The organism is Variovorax sp. LjRoot290 (assembly GCF_964253985.1).
Classification (GTDB): domain Bacteria; phylum Pseudomonadota; class Gammaproteobacteria; order Burkholderiales; family Burkholderiaceae_C; genus Variovorax.
On the sequence record NZ_CAXURW020000001.1, the window covers coordinates 4,960,969 to 4,976,329 of the forward strand.

The 15,361-nt window shown below is 64.1% G+C and carries 21 protein-coding genes; 13 read left to right on the top strand and 8 right to left on the bottom strand.

Annotated elements, in window-relative coordinates; all coding sequences use genetic code 11:
* Position 1: 1 nt before the first annotated feature.
* Together ACSQ9A_RS24535 and ACSQ9A_RS24540 are read right to left on the bottom strand one after the other, a co-directional pair.
* Entirely contained in the window at positions 2-748 is a 747-nt protein-coding gene (locus ACSQ9A_RS24535; protein ID WP_436305542.1) for an SDR family NAD(P)-dependent oxidoreductase, read from the bottom strand.
* Positions 745-1,479: an SDR family oxidoreductase gene (locus ACSQ9A_RS24540; RefSeq protein ID WP_436293708.1), complete on the bottom strand. Its 735-nt coding sequence runs from the start codon at positions 1,477-1,479 to the stop codon at positions 745-747. Before ACSQ9A_RS24540 ends, ACSQ9A_RS24535 begins: the two co-directional genes overlap by 4 nt.
* Before the next feature lie 150 nt (positions 1,480-1,629).
* Here ACSQ9A_RS24540 and ACSQ9A_RS24545 point away from each other — a divergent pair, with 150 nt between their 5' ends.
* The 3 genes from ACSQ9A_RS24545 to ACSQ9A_RS24555 are packed head-to-tail and all read left to right on the top strand — an operon-like array spanning position 1,630 to position 4,959.
* Positions 1,630-2,337, top strand: a complete 708-nt coding sequence (locus ACSQ9A_RS24545; protein ID WP_436305543.1) for a FadR/GntR family transcriptional regulator — start codon at positions 1,630-1,632, stop codon at positions 2,335-2,337.
* A 19-nt stretch (positions 2,338-2,356) separates the two neighbouring features.
* Positions 2,357-3,883, top strand: a complete 1,527-nt coding sequence (locus ACSQ9A_RS24550) for a UxaA family hydrolase (RefSeq protein WP_436305544.1) — start codon at positions 2,357-2,359, stop codon at positions 3,881-3,883.
* A 17-nt stretch (positions 3,884-3,900) separates the two neighbouring features.
* Positions 3,901-4,959, top strand: a complete 1,059-nt coding sequence (locus ACSQ9A_RS24555) for a malate/lactate/ureidoglycolate dehydrogenase (RefSeq protein ID WP_436305545.1) — start codon at positions 3,901-3,903, stop codon at positions 4,957-4,959.
* Between the two features lie 50 nt (positions 4,960-5,009).
* On the opposite strand, the gene ACSQ9A_RS24560 is transcribed toward ACSQ9A_RS24555, so the two are convergent.
* Positions 5,010-5,600 (bottom strand): hypothetical protein, encoded by a 591-nt coding sequence (locus ACSQ9A_RS24560; protein ID WP_436305546.1) that lies wholly within the window; start codon positions 5,598-5,600, stop codon positions 5,010-5,012.
* Positions 5,601-5,614: 14 nt separating this feature from the next.
* Complete coding sequence (locus tag ACSQ9A_RS24565; RefSeq protein ID WP_436305547.1) at positions 5,615-6,181, bottom strand: hypothetical protein; 567 nt, start codon at positions 6,179-6,181, stop codon at positions 5,615-5,617.
* 265 nt (positions 6,182-6,446) lie between these two features.
* On the opposite strand from ACSQ9A_RS24565, the gene ACSQ9A_RS24570 reads away from it, so the two are divergent.
* Complete coding sequence (locus tag ACSQ9A_RS24570) at positions 6,447-6,779, top strand: hypothetical protein (RefSeq protein ID WP_436305548.1); 333 nt, start codon at positions 6,447-6,449, stop codon at positions 6,777-6,779.
* 19 nt (positions 6,780-6,798) lie between these two features.
* On the opposite strand, the gene ACSQ9A_RS24575 is transcribed toward ACSQ9A_RS24570, so the two are convergent.
* Positions 6,799-7,185, bottom strand: coding sequence for a hypothetical protein (locus ACSQ9A_RS24575; RefSeq protein WP_436305549.1), 387 nt, complete (start codon positions 7,183-7,185; stop codon positions 6,799-6,801).
* Between ACSQ9A_RS24575 and ACSQ9A_RS24580 the strand changes: the two genes are divergently transcribed.
* The 4 genes from ACSQ9A_RS24580 to ACSQ9A_RS24595 all read left to right on the top strand — a co-directional run bounded on the left by ACSQ9A_RS24580 (position 7,184) and on the right by ACSQ9A_RS24595 (position 11,138).
* Positions 7,184-8,251, top strand: coding sequence for a hypothetical protein (locus ACSQ9A_RS24580; RefSeq protein ID WP_436305550.1), 1,068 nt, complete (start codon positions 7,184-7,186; stop codon positions 8,249-8,251). The genes ACSQ9A_RS24575 and ACSQ9A_RS24580 overlap by 2 nt on opposite strands.
* A 114-nt stretch (positions 8,252-8,365) precedes the next feature.
* Positions 8,366-8,746 carry a response regulator gene (locus ACSQ9A_RS24585; RefSeq protein ID WP_436305551.1) on the top strand — a complete coding sequence of 127 codons (381 nt, stop codon included), beginning with the start codon at positions 8,366-8,368 and terminating at the stop codon, positions 8,744-8,746.
* Between the two features lie 138 nt (positions 8,747-8,884).
* The gene (locus ACSQ9A_RS24590; protein ID WP_436306356.1) at positions 8,885-10,015 is read left to right on the top strand and encodes a sensor histidine kinase; all 1,131 of its coding nucleotides are present in this window, start codon (positions 8,885-8,887) and stop codon (positions 10,013-10,015) included.
* A 322-nt stretch (positions 10,016-10,337) separates the two neighbouring features.
* Complete coding sequence (locus ACSQ9A_RS24595) at positions 10,338-11,138, top strand: hypothetical protein (RefSeq protein WP_436295283.1); 801 nt, start codon at positions 10,338-10,340, stop codon at positions 11,136-11,138.
* Positions 11,139-11,318: 180 nt separating this feature from the next.
* On the opposite strand, the gene ACSQ9A_RS24600 is transcribed toward ACSQ9A_RS24595, so the two are convergent.
* Together ACSQ9A_RS24600 and ACSQ9A_RS24605 are read right to left on the bottom strand one after the other, a co-directional pair.
* Positions 11,319-11,630 carry a hypothetical protein gene (locus tag ACSQ9A_RS24600; protein ID WP_436296559.1) on the bottom strand — a complete coding sequence of 104 codons (312 nt, stop codon included), beginning with the start codon at positions 11,628-11,630 and terminating at the stop codon, positions 11,319-11,321.
* 73 nt (positions 11,631-11,703) lie between these two features.
* On the bottom strand, positions 11,704-11,913 hold the full coding sequence (locus ACSQ9A_RS24605; protein WP_436305552.1) for a hypothetical protein: 210 nt from the start codon (positions 11,911-11,913) through the stop codon (positions 11,704-11,706).
* 265 nt (positions 11,914-12,178) lie between these two features.
* Between ACSQ9A_RS24605 and ACSQ9A_RS24610 the strand changes: the two genes are divergently transcribed.
* The 4 genes from ACSQ9A_RS24610 to ACSQ9A_RS24625 all read left to right on the top strand — a co-directional run bounded on the left by ACSQ9A_RS24610 (position 12,179) and on the right by ACSQ9A_RS24625 (position 14,169).
* Complete coding sequence (locus ACSQ9A_RS24610) at positions 12,179-12,739, top strand: hypothetical protein (protein WP_436295281.1); 561 nt, start codon at positions 12,179-12,181, stop codon at positions 12,737-12,739.
* 107 nt (positions 12,740-12,846) lie between these two features.
* Positions 12,847-13,191, top strand: a complete 345-nt coding sequence (locus tag ACSQ9A_RS24615; protein WP_436305553.1) for a putative quinol monooxygenase — start codon at positions 12,847-12,849, stop codon at positions 13,189-13,191.
* A 16-nt stretch (positions 13,192-13,207) separates the two neighbouring features.
* Positions 13,208-13,756: an alpha/beta fold hydrolase gene (locus ACSQ9A_RS24620; RefSeq protein WP_436305554.1), complete on the top strand. Its 549-nt coding sequence runs from the start codon at positions 13,208-13,210 to the stop codon at positions 13,754-13,756.
* Between the two features lie 137 nt (positions 13,757-13,893).
* Positions 13,894-14,169: a GAF domain-containing protein gene (locus tag ACSQ9A_RS24625; protein WP_436305555.1), complete on the top strand. Its 276-nt coding sequence runs from the start codon at positions 13,894-13,896 to the stop codon at positions 14,167-14,169.
* Between the two features lie 152 nt (positions 14,170-14,321).
* On the opposite strand, the gene ACSQ9A_RS24630 is transcribed toward ACSQ9A_RS24625, so the two are convergent.
* Positions 14,322-14,771: a topoisomerase DNA-binding C4 zinc finger domain-containing protein gene (locus ACSQ9A_RS24630; protein ID WP_436305556.1), complete on the bottom strand. Its 450-nt coding sequence runs from the start codon at positions 14,769-14,771 to the stop codon at positions 14,322-14,324.
* 54 nt (positions 14,772-14,825) lie between these two features.
* Here ACSQ9A_RS24630 and ACSQ9A_RS24635 point away from each other — a divergent pair, with 54 nt between their 5' ends.
* The gene (locus tag ACSQ9A_RS24635) at positions 14,826-15,224 is read left to right on the top strand and encodes a nuclear transport factor 2 family protein (protein WP_436305557.1); all 399 of its coding nucleotides are present in this window, start codon (positions 14,826-14,828) and stop codon (positions 15,222-15,224) included.
* Positions 15,225-15,361: the final 137 nt, after the last annotated feature.

The window sequence follows — 15,361 nt, forward strand, 5'->3', positions numbered from 1 at the left end:
TTCAGTAAGTGGAGCGGCCGCCGGACAGGTCGAACACGGCGCCGGTGGAGAAGGAGCAATCTTCGGTGCAAAGCCAGCTCACCATCGCGGCGATCTCCTCCACCGTGCCGAAGCGCCCCATCGGGATCTTCGAGAGCATGAAGGCGATGTGCTCGGGCGTCATCTGGTCGAAGATCGCGGTCTTCACCGCGGCCGGCGTCACGCAGTTGACGCGGATGCCGGTGTCGGCCAGCTCCTTGCCGAGCGACTTGGTGAGCGCGATCACGGCCGCCTTGCTGGCGCTGTAGGCGCTAGCGTTGGGATTGCCGTCCTTGCCAGCGACCGAGGCGATGTTGACGATGCGGCCATGACCCTGCTTGCGCATCTGCGGCACGACCTCGCGGCAGCAGAGAAAAACACCGTTGATGTTGACCTCCATCACCTCGCGCCATGCATCCACCGGATAGTCCCAGAGCCGGGTGTTGGGCCCGGTGATGCCGGCGCTGTTGACCAGCGCATCGATGCGCTTCGCCTGCGCCAGCGTGTCCGCCACGGCCTTCGCCACCGAGGGCTGCTGCGACACGTCGACCGCGAGCGCGAAGGCCTTGGCGCCGAGCGCCCAGGCCGCCTTGGTGACCGCTTCGCTGTCGCGGTCCCACAAGGTCACGCTGCCGCCGGAGGCGATGAGCCGCTGCGCGATGCCGTAGCCCAGGCCCGTCGCGCCGCCGGTGACGACCGCGTGCCGGCCGGCGAAATCGAGCTGGTTCATATGGTGATACCGCCGTCGGCCGCGTAGGCCTGGCCGGTGACGAACTGCGATTCGTCGCTGGCGAGGAACACGACCAGCGGCGCGATCTCTTCTGCCTGCGCAAGCCGGCCCATCGGCTGGCGCGCGATGAAAGCCTTGCGCGCTTCGACCGGGTCGGCATTGGCGTTGATGCGCTCGCCCAGCGAGGGCGTGTCCACCGTGCCGGGGCACACCGCATTGCAGCGGATGCCCTGCCCCACGTAGTCGGCCGCGACACTCTTGGTGAGCCCCAGCACCGCGGCCTTGGTGGTGCCGTAGACGCAGCGGTTCGGCAGGCCCTTGATGCTCGAACACACGCTGGCCATGTTGATGATGCTGCCGCGGCCCGCGGCCAGCATGCCGGGCAGCACGGCCTGGATCAGCCAGAACTGGGCCCGCACGTTGAGCCGGAAGGCGAAGTCGAGGTCGTCGTCGGTGGCCTGCAGCGCGGCGCCGTTGTGCACCACGCCAGCGCAGTTGAACAGGATGTCGAGCGTGGGCAGGGTCTTGGTGAAGGCGTCGATCGCGGCCTTGTCGAGCACGTCGAGCTTGGCGGCCTGGATGTTGGCGACGCCTGCGTAGCGCGCGAGCAGCTTCTCGTTGACGTCGGTGGCCCAGACCTGCGCGCCCTCGGCGGCGAGTGCGAGTGCGCTGGCATGGCCGATGCCCTGCCCGGCCGCGGTCACGAGCGCGGTCTTGCCCTTGAGTCTCATGGGATGTCCTCGTTGGAATCTGGGTCGAAAAAGGGACGCGATGCAGGCGTTCAGGGTTTGGCCCGATGGCTGCATCTCGGGGAGAATCGTATTCTGAATTGGCCTTACCACTTGTCCAATTCAGGACAACCCTTAAACCCATTGACCCACGTGCCCCTGCAGACCGTCGAACCCAGACGCCTTTACCGCCAGATCGCCGACCAGCTGCGCGCGCTGATCGCCAAGGGCGAGTTCGCGGCCGGCGCGCGCCTGCCGGCCGAACGCGACCTGGCCAAGCAGCTGGGCGTGAGCCGGCCCTCGGTGCGCGAGGCGCTGATCGCGCTCGAGGTCGAGGGCTGGGTCGAGGTGCGCACCGGCTCGGGCGTCTACGTGCTCGACCGCTCGCACCGCGCCGCGGCGCCCGTGGCCGCCACCGAATGGGGCCCGCTCGAATTGATCCGCGCCCGCCGCGTGGTCGAGGGCGAGACCGCGGCGATCGCGGCGGGGCTCGCCAAGCGCAAGGATATCGATGCGATGACGCGCGCCATCGAACGCATGCGCGAGCTGGCCGACCGCAACCTGATGCCGCTCGATGGCGACCGCGCCTTCCACCTTGCGATCGTCGAATGCTGCGGCAACGTGGTGCTTTCCGAAACGGTGCAGGCCTTCTGGGATTCGCGCAAGGGGCCCATCTTCACGCGGCTGGGCGGCTACTTCGAGACCGTGAATTCGTGGCGCAGCGCCATCGCCGAGCACGAGGCGATCCGCGACGCGATCGCCGCGCGCGACGCCGACGCGGCGCGCCGCGCGATGCACGCGCACATGGACAAATCGCACCAGCGATTCAGCGCGAGCTGGCGCCGCGCGAATGCCGCTTGATACTTCAAGGACACACACGATGAACCCCTTTATCCGCCTCCACCCCGCCGACGATGTCGTCATTGCGCGCGGCCAGCTGCTCGGCGGCACGCCGGTCGAAGGCGTCGCCGCGCGCGGCCTGATCCCGCCCGGCCACAAGATCGCCATTCGCGCCATCGCCCAGGGCGAGCCGGTGCGCCGCTACAACCAGATCATCGGCTTCGCGAGCAAGCCGATCGCGCCCGGCGAGCACGTGCACACGCACAACCTCGACATGGGCCCCGACAAGGGCCACTTCGACCGCGACTACGCCTACGGCGCCGACGTGAAGCCGCCGCCCGCGCGGCGCGAAGCCACCTTCATGGGCATCAAGCGCGCCGACGGCCGCGTGGCCACGCGCAACTACATCGGCGTGCTGACCAGCGTGAACTGCTCGGCCACCGCGGCGCGCGCCATTGCCGACCACTTCTCGCGCAAGACCAATCCGGCCGCACTCGCGGACTACCCCAACGTCGACGGCGTGGTCGCGCTCACGCACGGCACCGGCTGCGGCATGGACACCGGCGGGATGGGCATGCAGATCCTCGAACGCACGCTCACCGGCTACGCCACGCACGCCAACTTCGCCGCCGTGCTGGTGGTCGGCCTGGGCTGCGAGGCCAACCAGATCAACGCCTGGCTCGCGACCGGCAACCTCGCCGAGGGCGAGAACTTCCGCGTCTTCAACATCCAGGACACGGGCGGCACGCGCAAGACGGTGGAAAAAGGCGTGGCGCTCATCAACGAAATGCTGCCGCGCGCCAACGCGGTGAAGCGCGAGCCCTGCAGCGCGGCGCACATCACCATCGGCCTGCAGTGCGGCGGCTCGGACGGCTATTCGGGCATCAGCGCCAATCCGGCGCTGGGCGCCGCGGTCGACCTGCTGGTGGCGCACGGCGGCACCGCCATCCTGTCGGAAACGCCCGAGGTCTATGGCGCCGAGCACCTGCTCACGCGCCGCGCGGTAAAGCGCGAAGTGGGCGAGAAGCTGGTCGAGCGCATCCACTGGTGGGAGCACTACACCGAGATCAACGAGGGCGAGATGAACAACAACCCCTCGCCCGGCAACAAGGCCGGCGGGCTCACCACCATCCTCGAGAAATCGCTGGGCGCGGTGGCCAAGGGCGGCACCAGCAACCTCGAGGCGGTGTACGAATACGCCGAGCCGGTGACGGCGCACGGCTTCGTCTACATGGACACGCCGGGCTACGACCCGGTGAGCGCGACCGGCCAGGTCGCGGGCGGCGCCAACATGATCTGCTTCACCACCGGCCGCGGCTCGGCCTACGGCTGCGCGCCCTCGCCCTCGCTCAAGCTCGCGACCAACTCGGCGCTGTGGCAGCGGCAGGAAGAGGACATGGACATCAACTGCGGCGAGATCGTCGAAGGCACGGTGTCGATCCAGGAGATGGGGCAGCGCATCTTCGAGCTGGTGCTGGCCACGGCCTCGGGCGAGCAGAGCAAGAGCGAGAAGCACGGCTACGGGCAGAACGAATTCGTGCCGTGGCAAGTCGGCGCGGTGATGTAGCCGGATTGGAAATTTTCATGCCCAAAACACTTCAAGCATCCACCCTCCGCGCCCAAGTCGCCGCCATCATCGCCGGCACCGGCAGCACGCCCGCCGAAGCCGAACAGGTCGCCGCCAACCTCGTGCTCGCCAACCTCAGCGGCCACGATTCGCATGGCGTGGGCATGGTCCCGCGCTATGTCGACGCCGCAGCCGAAGGCGGCCTCAAACCCAACGCCAGCGTCAAGATCAACCTCGACACCGGCCCCATGCTCGCTCTCGACGGCCAGCGCGGCTACGGCCAGATCGTCGGCGTGCAGGCGATGGAACTCGCCATCGCGCGCGCCAAGCAGCACGGCAGCTGCATCCTCTCGCTCGCCAACGCGCACCACCTGGGCCGCATCGGCCACTTCGCCGAGATGGCGACCGCGCAGGGCCTGGTGGCGATGCACTTCGTCAACGTGCTCTCGCGCCCCGTGGTCGCGCCCTGGGGCGGCGGCGACGGGCGCTTCGGCACCAACCCGTGCTGCATCGGCATACCGATCAAGGGCGCAGAGCCCTTCATCCTCGACTACGCGACCAGCCGAGTGGCGCAGGGCAAGATGCGCGTGGCCCACAACAAGGGCGAGCGCGTGCCGCCCGGCTACCTGATCGACGAGCACGGCGCGCCCACCGACGACCCCGGCGTGGTCGTCGTGCCCCAGAGCAACGGCCTCTTCGGCGCGCTGATGACCTTCGGCGAACACAAGGGCTACGGCATGGCGGTGGCCTGCGAGCTGCTCGGCGGCGCGCTGACCGGCGGCGGCACCTGGCACCGCCCCGCCGACACCGCACGCACGGTGCTCAACGGCATGCTGGCGATCGTGATCGACCCGGCCAAGCTCGGCACGCAGGCCAGCTTCGAAGAGGAGGCGAGCGCTTTCATCGCCTGGCTGCGCCAGAGCCCGGCAGGCCAGGGTTTCGACGCGGTGCAGATCGCGGGCGAGCCCGAACGCAAGGCGCGTGCGGCGCGCGAGCGCGAGGGCATCTGGCTCGACGACGCGACCTGGGGCGAGATCGTCGCGGCCGGGGCGAAGGTGGGCGTGAGCCTCGGCTGAGGCAGCCGAAAGTCCGGCTCGCCGCCCAATCCTTCAGGCGCGACGCGCCTTCAGCGCAGCTTGTCGTTGGCCCTGATCTCGGCGCTCAGCTTGCTGGCGACATCCGAACCCGCACGGTTCGCCGCGAGGCTGAAGTTGCTCTTGAATTCGCTGAACTCCGCGTTGCCCGATCCGGCAGCACGCACGCTGGCAACTTCCTGGCCGGACGCATCCGTGACCTTGCACGCGATCTCGCTGGTAAAGCGCGTCGGCGGCCAGGTGAACGGAGACGGCGATCCGGAGGTGGTCTTGATCTCGGGCGTGAAGACCAGCGCCACGCCCGAGTCGCGCATCGCGTTGGCGTCGGCCGCCGAACGGATCACGACCACGTCCGCGTACACCGAGCGAAGCGCTTCGCGGATCGCCTTCTCCAGATCGCGATACGGGTAGTAGCTGACGCGGTCGCCGCCGCCGCCTTCTGTGGTCACTTCCTTGGCGCGGTCCGCATCGGTCATTGCATAGGCGACCTTCTTCTGGACCAACTGGGACTCGACGCGTTCCGGCGTCTTCTCGGCGCTGACCACGATGGGGTGGGCACAACCGGCGAGAACGGCAACGACCGCGGTCGCGGCACAAAGACGAACAAAACTGCGGATGGACATGGGATCTTTCTTTTTCACTTGCTGATGGCGGCGATGAACGCCGGGTCTGTGTACACCTCGCGCAGCAGCGCGCGCACGAGGTTCGGGTATTCGGCCTGCCCCTTCGGGATCGCCACCGCGCCGGCGAAGCTCGACTCGAAGCTCGTCTGCGCCGAATACACCTTGCGCAGCCTTTGCTTGCCGTCGCGGGCGACCGTCAGCTCGACGTCCATCAGCCCGGTGCCGGTCGATATGTTGGCCACCGCGATTTCGTTCTTCTGAATGACCGTGTCGATGCGCGTACGGGCGGTGGCGTCGTACAACGAGATTTCCTTCAGGTCGCCAACCAGCGCGTCTTCCAGGTACTTGGCGAAAGTGCCGCTGCCCGACCGAAAACCCGCGCCGCGCAGCGACAGGTTGTTGACGGCGTTGTTCGCGTCCGTGGGCTGCACGGTCGCCACGGCGACGCGCTCCGCCGGGACGCGCTTCAGGCGGTCGAGCGCTTCGTAGTCGCTGGAGTAAGGGGGTGCGATCAGTTGCGCGCAGCCGGTGGCTAGAAGCGCAGCCGTGCACATCGAGATCAGTCTCAGGCGTGATGCCATCTCTCGCTCTTTCTTCTGGTTGTTTGAGGAGCGGGAAATGTAACTTGCTGTACAGCAAAGGCCGCCGCGCCCTGAAACTGCCCCCGGGTTTCGCAACCGTTCGTGAAATTTCTCTCTCAGGCGCCTCATGAACCGAGCGTCGGTCCCCTTCCCCCGAACGCGGGATGCCAAACGCGAAGGCGGCATTTCCGCCGCGGGGCTTCTTTTCTAGATTGCATGCACGCGCGTTTCATTCAGCGCGTGCCGATCGAAGGAAGGAAGCACCATGCAGTTCCAAAAAAATCGCCTTGCCACCGCTGCGCTCCTCGCCGCCTGCGCATGGATCGCCACCGGCTGCGACATGACGCCCGGCGTGATCTATGTTGCCAACGGCGCCGACTTCAACGTGATGAGCCTGACCGATGCGCAGGACGTCTGCGACACCCCCGGCCGCGTGGCCTACCTGAGCTGGTGGGACTCGGCGACGCTGAAGGGCTGCTGGGTCCGCGAACGCGGTGAGATCGTCGCGCGCTTTCCGGGGATGGCGGAGCGGCGGATTCCTGTGGGGGACTTTCAGCGCACCGAGCTGGCGGGGTACAGGAATTTGACGCTGGACTGAGCGCCCGGCCATACATCCTTTAGTGGATGGCGCCCGCGGGCGCGCGGGTCATCATGCGGCCTGCGACCACTCTCGGAGCCGGCAGCATGGGTTTCATCGTTCTTCCCCCCGGCAGGTGGCAGGTGATCTGCGCGAGCAGCGCGGTCTTCGAGGTCGACAACGCGGCCAGCACCGCGGACAAGCAGCTCGACTTCGGCGAAGAAACCAGGCCGCCGCTGGTCATCGACCTCGTCTCGGGCGCAATGCGCCAGCTGAAGGACGGCGAATCGTGGAACGCGGCGACCGACATCGCGGGCGCGCCGGTCTCGACCCCGCTCCCCGCCATCACCGTTGAAGCGGCGCGCGCCAGGTCGGCCACCGCACCGGCCACGCGCGCACGCGAACGGTCGATGCGCCTCGCGCCCATGGTCGACGACGCGATGAAGCTGCTTCGCCATGCGGCATCGACCAAGAGCCCCGACATCGACGACGACCTGCGCAACGCCATCATCTCGACCCACGACCTCGTCGGGCGCCACGCGGCAACGCTCGAGGACGAGCAGAAGTTCTTCAAGGCCTACCAGGAGCTGACCCGCAAGCTCGCGCCCGTGACCGCCGAAACGCTGCAGGCATCGATGCAGCGGCTGCCCCCGCTGTCGTCGCTGTTGCAGTTGCGCGGCAACTTCATGACCCGGATGTCGGGCATGACCTGGGGCCGCTTCATCCACGCGGTGCTTTTCGTCGTCGTGCTCATCATGGCCGCCCTGGCGCTGGGCCACCAGACCATCGGCAGCGCCGCGCTGGCACGCCACAAGGCGCTGAGCGACGACATCACCAAGCTGGCCGACGACAGGGTGAAGCTGCAGGCCGCGATGTTCGACAAGCAGGCGCTGGCGGACAGGGACCGGTCGGAGCCCGGGTCGCCTGCGGCGCGTGCCATTGCGAACGCGGTGCGGCAGGCCGGGGACGAACTGGTGGTGAAGAGCGAGCAGAAGAAGCAGCTCGAATCCGAAAGAGACGGCATCCCGCCGACACTGGGCCGCTGGGAGCAGCGGCCGTGCAACACGTGGCTGCTGAAGGCGTGGCTGTGCCTGGACAGCGGCAATGGCAACGGCGGCAACGTCCGCAACGGCAATGGCAACGGCACGACATCCGCCGCCGAAGTGCTCGACAGCGCCAGGACCACGCTGGACCGACTCAACCGCATCGTGCTGCCCCTGCTCTTCGGGCTGCTCGGCTCCTACTCTTACCTGCTGCGCAACATCAGCCTGGAGATTCGAGCCCAACAGTTTGCGCCGCACTCGTCACTGCACCACATCGCGCGGCTCTCGCTCGGCGCACTGGCCGGCATCGCATCGACCTGGCTGCTGACGCCGCAGCAGGTGGGGCTGTCGAGCAGTCTGCCGATATGGACGCTGGCGTTTGTGGCGGGGTACGGGACGGAGCTGGTGTTTGCGTTTATGGATCGGATTGTTTTGGCGTTCAAGGCTTAAGCAGCTTGCAGCTGCCAGCAGGTGTTGGTCCCACAAGAAGTCGGGCAGCATGCCCACCCACCTCCTTGGGCGAGTCAGGCGCCATGGGCTCCCCTCTCTCCAATGCGTGCGCCTGTGGCAGCCATCACTTATCTCGTTGAGGACAATGCGATCATCAGGGAAAACTTGATTCCTACGCTGCACGATCTTTCCAACTGCAGGGTCGTAGGGTTTGCCGAAGGCGAGCATGACGCGAGCGAGTGGCTCGACGGCCACAACGGCTCCTGGGACTTGGCGGTGGTCGACCTCTTTCTCAAGGATGGGTCAGGGCTCGGTGTTCTGAAAGGGTGCGACCACCGACAGCCGCACCAACGAGTGGTCATCCTCACGAACTACTGCACGGTCGACATCCGTGCGCGATGCATGGCTCTGGGTGCGGATGCCGTCTTCGACAAATCTACGGAACTGGACGGGTTTTTCGACTTCTGCAATGCGCCAAAAGATACCCCCATGTGACGCGCCTGGACTGCGCGAGCTGGAACTTCTCCGTGCTTTACCGCACGGACTCATCGCGCTTGAAGTCGTAGAAGAGAAGAACGAGAGTTCGGCGTTCGTCGAGATGAAGTACGTTAGAAGCTCACGAGGCGTTCCATGATGCAAAGATTCTTGATCAACAACCGGGATGAGCTGATCTCACGCTGCAAGACAAAGGTTGCGCAGAGACCCAGACGAGCCGCAACTGAACAACAGCTTGCAAATGGCGTTCCATTGTTTCTGGACCAACTGACAAGAACGCTTGCAGCGGAAAAGGCTGACGAAGCTGAGGAAGGCATCAGAATCTCGGGGGCCTCGGGCGGGGATTCGCTGGCATTGTCTGAGCTGGGCCTGAGCGCCGCTGCGCATGGAAGAGAACTGCTGAAGCTTGGCTATTCAGTCGACCAGGTCGTTCACGACTACGGCGACGTCTGCCAGGCAATCACTGATTTGGCATTTGAGAGAGACGCGCCATTCGCCATCGGGGAGTTCCGCACCCTGAATCGGTGTCTGGACAATGCCATCGCCGACGCTGTCACAGAGTTCAGTCTTCAACGCGACACACAGATCGCCCGGCAGCAAGACGTCGATGCGCACGAGCGTCTCGGCTTCCTGGTTCATGAATTGCGTAACTCCTTGGGTACGGCAATTCTTGCGGTCCGAGCCCTTGAGTTGGGCAACATGACAGTGAGCGGCGCTACTGGAGCCGTCCTGAAACGCAGCCTTTCATCGCTTGGAAATCTGATCAGTCGGTCGCTCGCCGAGGTACGCAGTAGCTCACCGGAGCAACGCCAGACATTCTCCGTAGCCTCGTTGATAACGGACGCCGAAAACGCGGCCCAACTAGTTGCAAGCGCCGCAGGTTGCACCTTTGAGGTCGCACCAGTAGACCCTCTTCTGCGCGTTAGCGCGAACCGCGAACTCTTGCTCGCTGCGTTGACCAACCTCGTGCAGAATGCGTTCAAATTCACTCGCTCTCAAACAGAGGTCATGTTGACGGCCCGCGGAGTGGGAGAGCACGTCCTCATCGAAGTCGAGGACCACTGCGGCGGGCTGTCGCCCGAAAGTGCCGCCAAGATGTTCATCCCCTTTAATCAAGGCAGTGATGACAAATCAGGCCTGGGTCTCGGTCTTTGCATCGCCCGGCAGAGCGTTGAGGCCGACTCCGGCACGTTGACTGTTCGAGACGTGCCTGGCACCGGATGCGTTTTCAGCATTCGCCTTCCGCGCTGCCCGCTAAAACCGGAATGAGCTCCGGGCGGCACGGTATCTCGTCGATGCTCCGGAAGGTGCCGTACTGATCGCATGCGCTGAGCTAGAGGCGACCATTGCCTTGAGTTTGGTATCGAACAGACCAACTGATGTTTCAGCGATAGCCTGACGTTGTGCCCATCGGGCATATCGAGCAACCTCATGGCCCTTTCGCTATTTGCCGCTGAATCCCTCGTCCGCGATTGCTGCCACCATGGCCCGGGCTAGGGGGGAGGACGCGTTCTCTCGAGGCGAACGCCGTCTGAATCTCCCCGAGTACATCGGGCTGGTGGCTTCGTGCCAGGCCGCTTTCGATGCTGTCATGGCTAAGCTGCCTCCGCGAAGCCAGATCGACCTCTGGAACGCTCTTCAGCCGCAGACCATCATCACATCCAGCGGAAAACGAATGCTTTGGGTTCTGCGTCGCGGCGTCCTGGATGACCTCGCACCCCGGGTCGAGAGCATGCTGACCCGCACCTGGCAGCCCGAGCCCACGGAGAACGACCAACTTGTCTTTCGCGCAGTGCTAGAGGCGCTCGCGACCGGCCGGGAGCGATTGAGTGAAATCACCGAGTTCTGCAACGAGATTCACCCCTGGCCTTCCGTACTGGGGGTGGCCGGCTACTTGACGGGAAACCTGGCGGCCGCGGTCAAAGTGGCCATGTGGGATGTCGTGGGCGACCGTCAGCCGCGGCGTTTGCGATTGCCCAGCTGGGTGCTGGTGGGAACGCTGCTCGACGCCCTTGGCGCCGCTTCGAGGCGGGCTCGTGCAACCCTCGCGGCACTCACTGCAGCACTGGGCACCGTCCTCGGCCCGGAGAAAGTGCAGCTGACGGGTGAACACGCGCGCCTGCTGGTCGAGCTATACCGTGCCACGAACGGCGGCCGTTGGCACTCGGCCTCGGAATCGGCTCTTCGAGACGGCATGGAGTACGCCCAGCAGGGCACGGCCTTTGGTAACACGCTTGGGGACGAGTTCCAGAGTCTCTTGAAGGGGCTGACGGGGCTGCAGCTGATTCGGATAGGCCTGGAGCAGGAAATACGCTGGACCTCCCTCACCTTGATTCACCTCGCACCTGGCGAAGCCGCGGGGGAGCTGACCGCGTTCGCTTTCAAAGCGTAGTCGCCTTCGGAGGCGCGCGGCCGATGAGCGAAGACATGTTCCTTCGACCGGGCTTGATCAACGCCGCTGCGAGCACCAAAGGTCTTCAACCAACAACCGGTTCAGCAGATTCCTTGACCGAAGACGGTTTCGGGTACGCGATCCCGCCCGAGATGTGGCGGGGAGGCGTTTCTTCGGCGGCTACCAGGTCATTAGGGCCGTGTTCGCCTCGGCAACCCCGGCTTCGAACCTGCGCCGCCGCGCACTCTCCGCACTCAGCGCGGTATGCAGTAGATCGAGGTCTATCGCGCAGCCTAGAACGGCCCCCTGGATCTGGCGTGCGACCTTGGTCCGGGCAGATAAGGGTTCATCGTATGGCTCCCCGACGCTCGATCGCAGCTTTGCAATCACTGCCATCAGCAGGCGGTTCCAATCCCTAAGCACAGTGACGTCCGGGTCGGCCTCGACGCCGGCCGGGACCGAATGCGACACGTGGGTAGTCTTGTCGATCATGGTGAGTCCCGTTCGGGTTGCTTTTTCTGATGGGCCGGAATACGGGCAAAGGGTGCCTCTTGTACGGACCGCTTCAGTGCGACGTCGTTGGCCGGACGTCAGGCCATTCAACTTCCATTCCCATGACCGCTCGCGCATACAGGTAGTTGTCGCGCGCGCGCTCGGAGAGTGAGTCCATATCGACATGACCGACCGCGTCGCACGGAAAGACATAGGCGCGACGAGTGGAAATGAGAGAGCGGAAGAGCAACTCATAGCCAGTGGATGCGGGAGAAGCAATCACGACGGACTCCTTTGCGCGCGCCGGTGGTCCTGGGGGGTGAACAGAGTAAGGATTTGGATTCTCCACAACCAAGGTAGCGATTGATTGGTAGGAATACTCCTACATCCAATCGAACCTTACAAGACGTGCTTTCTTCTACGTTTGCCCAAGAAGTAGGCAGTCGAAGGCCAAAAGGATTTGGGAATGGCGGCGACCGCCGACACTGCACGCCCCAACAAAGTGCTACCACTTGGTGTCGCTGCTACCTGCGGCGCCTAGGCTCCTCATGACCTCATCTGCAGTCGACGACGCTCGACAGATATTCCTGGCGGCAACACCCGTCATCCGCATCAGCAGCCTTGGCGACAGACGCTGGAAGCGCGACGTCTCCAAGGGCCCGCAAGCCGGCGGACCCTTCCTCCGAGCCCGGTACGAAATTCTCGACGAAGCGGCATGGGAGGCGTTGAGGCCCTATCTCTACCTGGTGGCTGGCGACGACCAAGTCATCCTGTACGTGGGCATCTCTCGCAATCGGCTGCAGGACAGGTGGCATCTGTTCACTGGCTACGATGCAAAAACGGGCACTCTCTTGGTGGGAAAGCAGCTTTTTCATCGTGAGTGCTGGCTTCACTTCGAGAGCGAAAATGAAACCAACGCTGAGCGCACGTACGAGGTGCGGTGTATCGACGGAAAAGGCTTGGCGCAGGTCCTTCATCGCCTTGGGTTGCCTCTGTCGGACATCGGCGTGTTCGGTCGCAGTGATGCATCCGTCATCTCGGGCATAGAGCGGTGGATGTCACGAAGCTTTGAACTGGCGCCGTGGAATCGGAGCACGGCGCATTCCTGACATCAAGAAGGCACCTCGGAACGCGCTGAGTGCGTTAACGAACGGACGGCAGACGCTGGCGCACCTAGAACGTCCCGGATGCCACACTTTATTAGGGAAGATCGGCCATGTCGCAGTTCGTCGTCATAGTGCGCAATCGCGTGAAGCCCGGCCATGAGCAAGAGTACGTCGCCCTGGTAACGCCAGTCCTCGATGCAATGCGCCACGAGAAAACCTTCATCAATACCATGCTGCACCAGGATCCAGCAGACCCTTGCGAGTTCACGCTATACGAGACCTGGATCGACAGGGAAGACTTCCTTCGGATCCAGATGGGTCGGGCATACCGCAAAGCGTACGAGTCGCGCCTTCCGGAGATACTCGAGCGTCCGCGAGAGATGCATTACTGGAGTCCCATTCGCTGCGACTATGTTTTCGCAACGCCCGGATTGGCAGTTTTGTCGCAGCCCTGAGAGTGACTGGGGAGGCATGGTCGCCTGGCATCTCGCCGCCAGAAACCCGGACCAGTTGATTGGCGTTGCCATTCTCAACGCACCGCACCCGGCGACCTTCACCTCATTCGCACTCACTCATCCTATACAGCTTGCAAGAAGCGCCTACGTGGCCCTGTTCCAAGTTCCATGGCTGTCCGAAATCTTGCTGAGTGCCTACGAGTACGCGGCGCTGAGCTTGGCGCTCACGCGCACGAGCCGACCTGGCACGTTCAGCGATGCCATGCTCGCCCACTACCGAAGCGCCTGGTCAGAGGAAGGTGCTCTGACCACGATGCTCAACTGGTACCGTGCTATGCCGCTCGCCAAGCCTCAAACCTGCCGTATTCAAACCCCCGCCAGGGTAATTTGGGGTGATGGTGATAGCGCCTTGGAACATGGATTTGCAGAGGCCGGTATTGCCTACTGTGAACGCGGCGATGTGGTTCACATCCCAGGCGCTACGCACTGGGTTCACCACGAGGAGCCGGAGCTCGTGAACTCTCTGTTGACGGAATTCCTGGAGCCGATGCGCGCGAGCGCGTAGCAGTCACGCGAGCAGCGGCTGCCCAGCCTCAGCGGAAGAGCGCGTAGGCGTCAAATCAGTGAGCCCAGCGACACCTGGACTTCGGGTATCCATCATTTCCGCCTCCTCCAAGGCGGGGAAGATACGGCCCGAGTACCTTGCTGCAGTGCCCTTCGACAAAAGCTTCTGTCAGTTTGTTCTTCGGGACAGCTCGTTCAGGAACAGACGACTCGGCGGCTGACCCAAGGCTCGAAGGCCATCCTTATCAAGGCGTGGTCGTCTCGTATCACAGCGTTCCGCTGGTGACAGCTGCCGGCGAGCTGTGGGGCACGCTGAGCCATTTCGACATGGCGTCCCTGCCGCTGTCTGATGACGAGTTCGAGCTTCTGCAGAGTGCAGCCAGGCTGCTGCCAAGTTTCCTTGTCGAAGGTTGAATCAGCGGCGGTCTTTCCAATCTCTTCATCGGACGTTCGCCGAGATTCAATCTCGGCGCCGACACAGCGAATCGCTCAAGCGCCCTTGTCCAGCCGCGCATGGATGTTCCGCACCGTCCATCAGCTTCTTCACGCGCGACCTCGACCGGCGCTCATGCAGTGCCCCTGCATTTGGGAAACGCAGCGCATCCCCAGAAAGATTCGCCCACATGCGCGCCCTTCCTCGCGGTCCTTCGCACCATGTGCCCCGCGCATCGTGGGCATACAGGCGTTGCCGATGCGCTGCTGGTGTCCGTCGCTTCAGGCTGGGGCTTTGCTTCAGCACTCCATGAGCGCTCGTCGAGCCCTGCTCCACGCGCCGATCGGATCAACTCGAAGAGCACATCGCCACCCAAATCAACTTGGCATTGCGTCCCTTGGCGAACTCGCGCGCCTCGTCCGTGAATCGCCCCGACGTCACGACGAACCCACCACCCGCGGCGCTGCCCGATGTGACCTGCGGCCTGGTCACTATCTCGGCCGCGATTCGAACAGCCCATGCATGCGCAAGGAAGTAGCTCACCGGTGCCAGCGAAACGCTTAACCGCAGCGCGGCGTTGCATCTTGCACTTGTAGCACTAAACTATTCGCCCTTTCAACCCACAAGGAGACGCGCCATGGGTACCCCCACCGAGATTGCGAAGCAAGGCTACGCAGCGTTCGCCAGCCGCGATATTCCTGCGCTCCTCGCGCTCCTTGCAGATGACGTGGAATGGCGATTCTTGGGCAGTCCGGAAACCGGTACGCCCTATGGCGGAACCTGCAAGGGCAAGCAGCAGGTGGCCGAATTCTTCGGAAAGCTCGCGCAGGCCGATGAGATTCAGGAGTTCGAGCCTCGCGAGTTCCTCGAAGGGCCCAACCACGTGACGGTCCTCGGCCGCGTAAAGAGCAGGGCGCTCCCGGATGGCAAGATGCACGAGTCCGAATGGGTGCAGGTCTTTACGTGGAAAGACGACACCAAGATCAGCCGCTGGATTGGGACGGGGGACACGGCCGCCAGACTCAACTCGAAGTAGCCGGGCATCGACAAAAATTGTTACCGCAGTTGTTACTTTCGACCGACGCGGTTACAACCCTGGCTTTGCCTGTGTTCATACCGCTTTGAGGTCGCTTTGCTTCCGACTGATTCGATCTACCGCTTCGACAATATCGA

Excerpts from the sequence above, each read along its gene's own strand:
- ACSQ9A_RS24635 (WP_436305557.1), top strand. The coding sequence starts at position 14,826 with ATGGGTACCCCCACCGAGATTGCGAAGCAAGGCTACGCAGCGTTCGCC.
- ACSQ9A_RS24580 (WP_436305550.1), top strand. The coding sequence starts at position 7,184 with ATGGTCGACGACGCGATGAAGCTGCTTCGCCATGCGGCATCGACCAAG.
- ACSQ9A_RS24555 (WP_436305545.1), top strand. The coding sequence starts at position 3,901 with ATGCCCAAAACACTTCAAGCATCCACCCTCCGCGCCCAAGTCGCCGCC.
- ACSQ9A_RS24590 (WP_436306356.1), top strand. The coding sequence starts at position 8,885 with ATGCAAAGATTCTTGATCAACAACCGGGATGAGCTGATCTCACGCTGC.
- ACSQ9A_RS24575 (WP_436305549.1), bottom strand. The coding sequence starts at position 7,185 with ATGGGCGCGAGGCGCATCGACCGTTCGCGTGCGCGCGTGGCCGGTGCG.
- ACSQ9A_RS24600 (WP_436296559.1), bottom strand. The coding sequence starts at position 11,630 with ATGATCGACAAGACTACCCACGTGTCGCATTCGGTCCCGGCCGGCGTC.
- ACSQ9A_RS24630 (WP_436305556.1), bottom strand. The coding sequence starts at position 14,771 with ATGCAACGCCGCGCTGCGGTTAAGCGTTTCGCTGGCACCGGTGAGCTA.
- ACSQ9A_RS24610 (WP_436295281.1), top strand. The coding sequence starts at position 12,179 with ATGACCTCATCTGCAGTCGACGACGCTCGACAGATATTCCTGGCGGCA.
- ACSQ9A_RS24550 (WP_436305544.1), top strand. The coding sequence starts at position 2,357 with ATGAACCCCTTTATCCGCCTCCACCCCGCCGACGATGTCGTCATTGCG.
- ACSQ9A_RS24535 (WP_436305542.1), bottom strand. The coding sequence starts at position 748 with ATGAACCAGCTCGATTTCGCCGGCCGGCACGCGGTCGTCACCGGCGGC.
- ACSQ9A_RS24615 (WP_436305553.1), top strand. The coding sequence starts at position 12,847 with ATGTCGCAGTTCGTCGTCATAGTGCGCAATCGCGTGAAGCCCGGCCAT.
- ACSQ9A_RS24565 (WP_436305547.1), bottom strand. The coding sequence starts at position 6,181 with ATGGCATCACGCCTGAGACTGATCTCGATGTGCACGGCTGCGCTTCTA.
- ACSQ9A_RS24540 (WP_436293708.1), bottom strand. The coding sequence starts at position 1,479 with ATGAGACTCAAGGGCAAGACCGCGCTCGTGACCGCGGCCGGGCAGGGC.
- ACSQ9A_RS24620 (WP_436305554.1), top strand. The coding sequence starts at position 13,208 with ATGGTCGCCTGGCATCTCGCCGCCAGAAACCCGGACCAGTTGATTGGC.
- ACSQ9A_RS24595 (WP_436295283.1), top strand. The coding sequence starts at position 10,338 with ATGGCTAAGCTGCCTCCGCGAAGCCAGATCGACCTCTGGAACGCTCTT.
- ACSQ9A_RS24570 (WP_436305548.1), top strand. The coding sequence starts at position 6,447 with ATGCAGTTCCAAAAAAATCGCCTTGCCACCGCTGCGCTCCTCGCCGCC.
- ACSQ9A_RS24560 (WP_436305546.1), bottom strand. The coding sequence starts at position 5,600 with ATGTCCATCCGCAGTTTTGTTCGTCTTTGTGCCGCGACCGCGGTCGTT.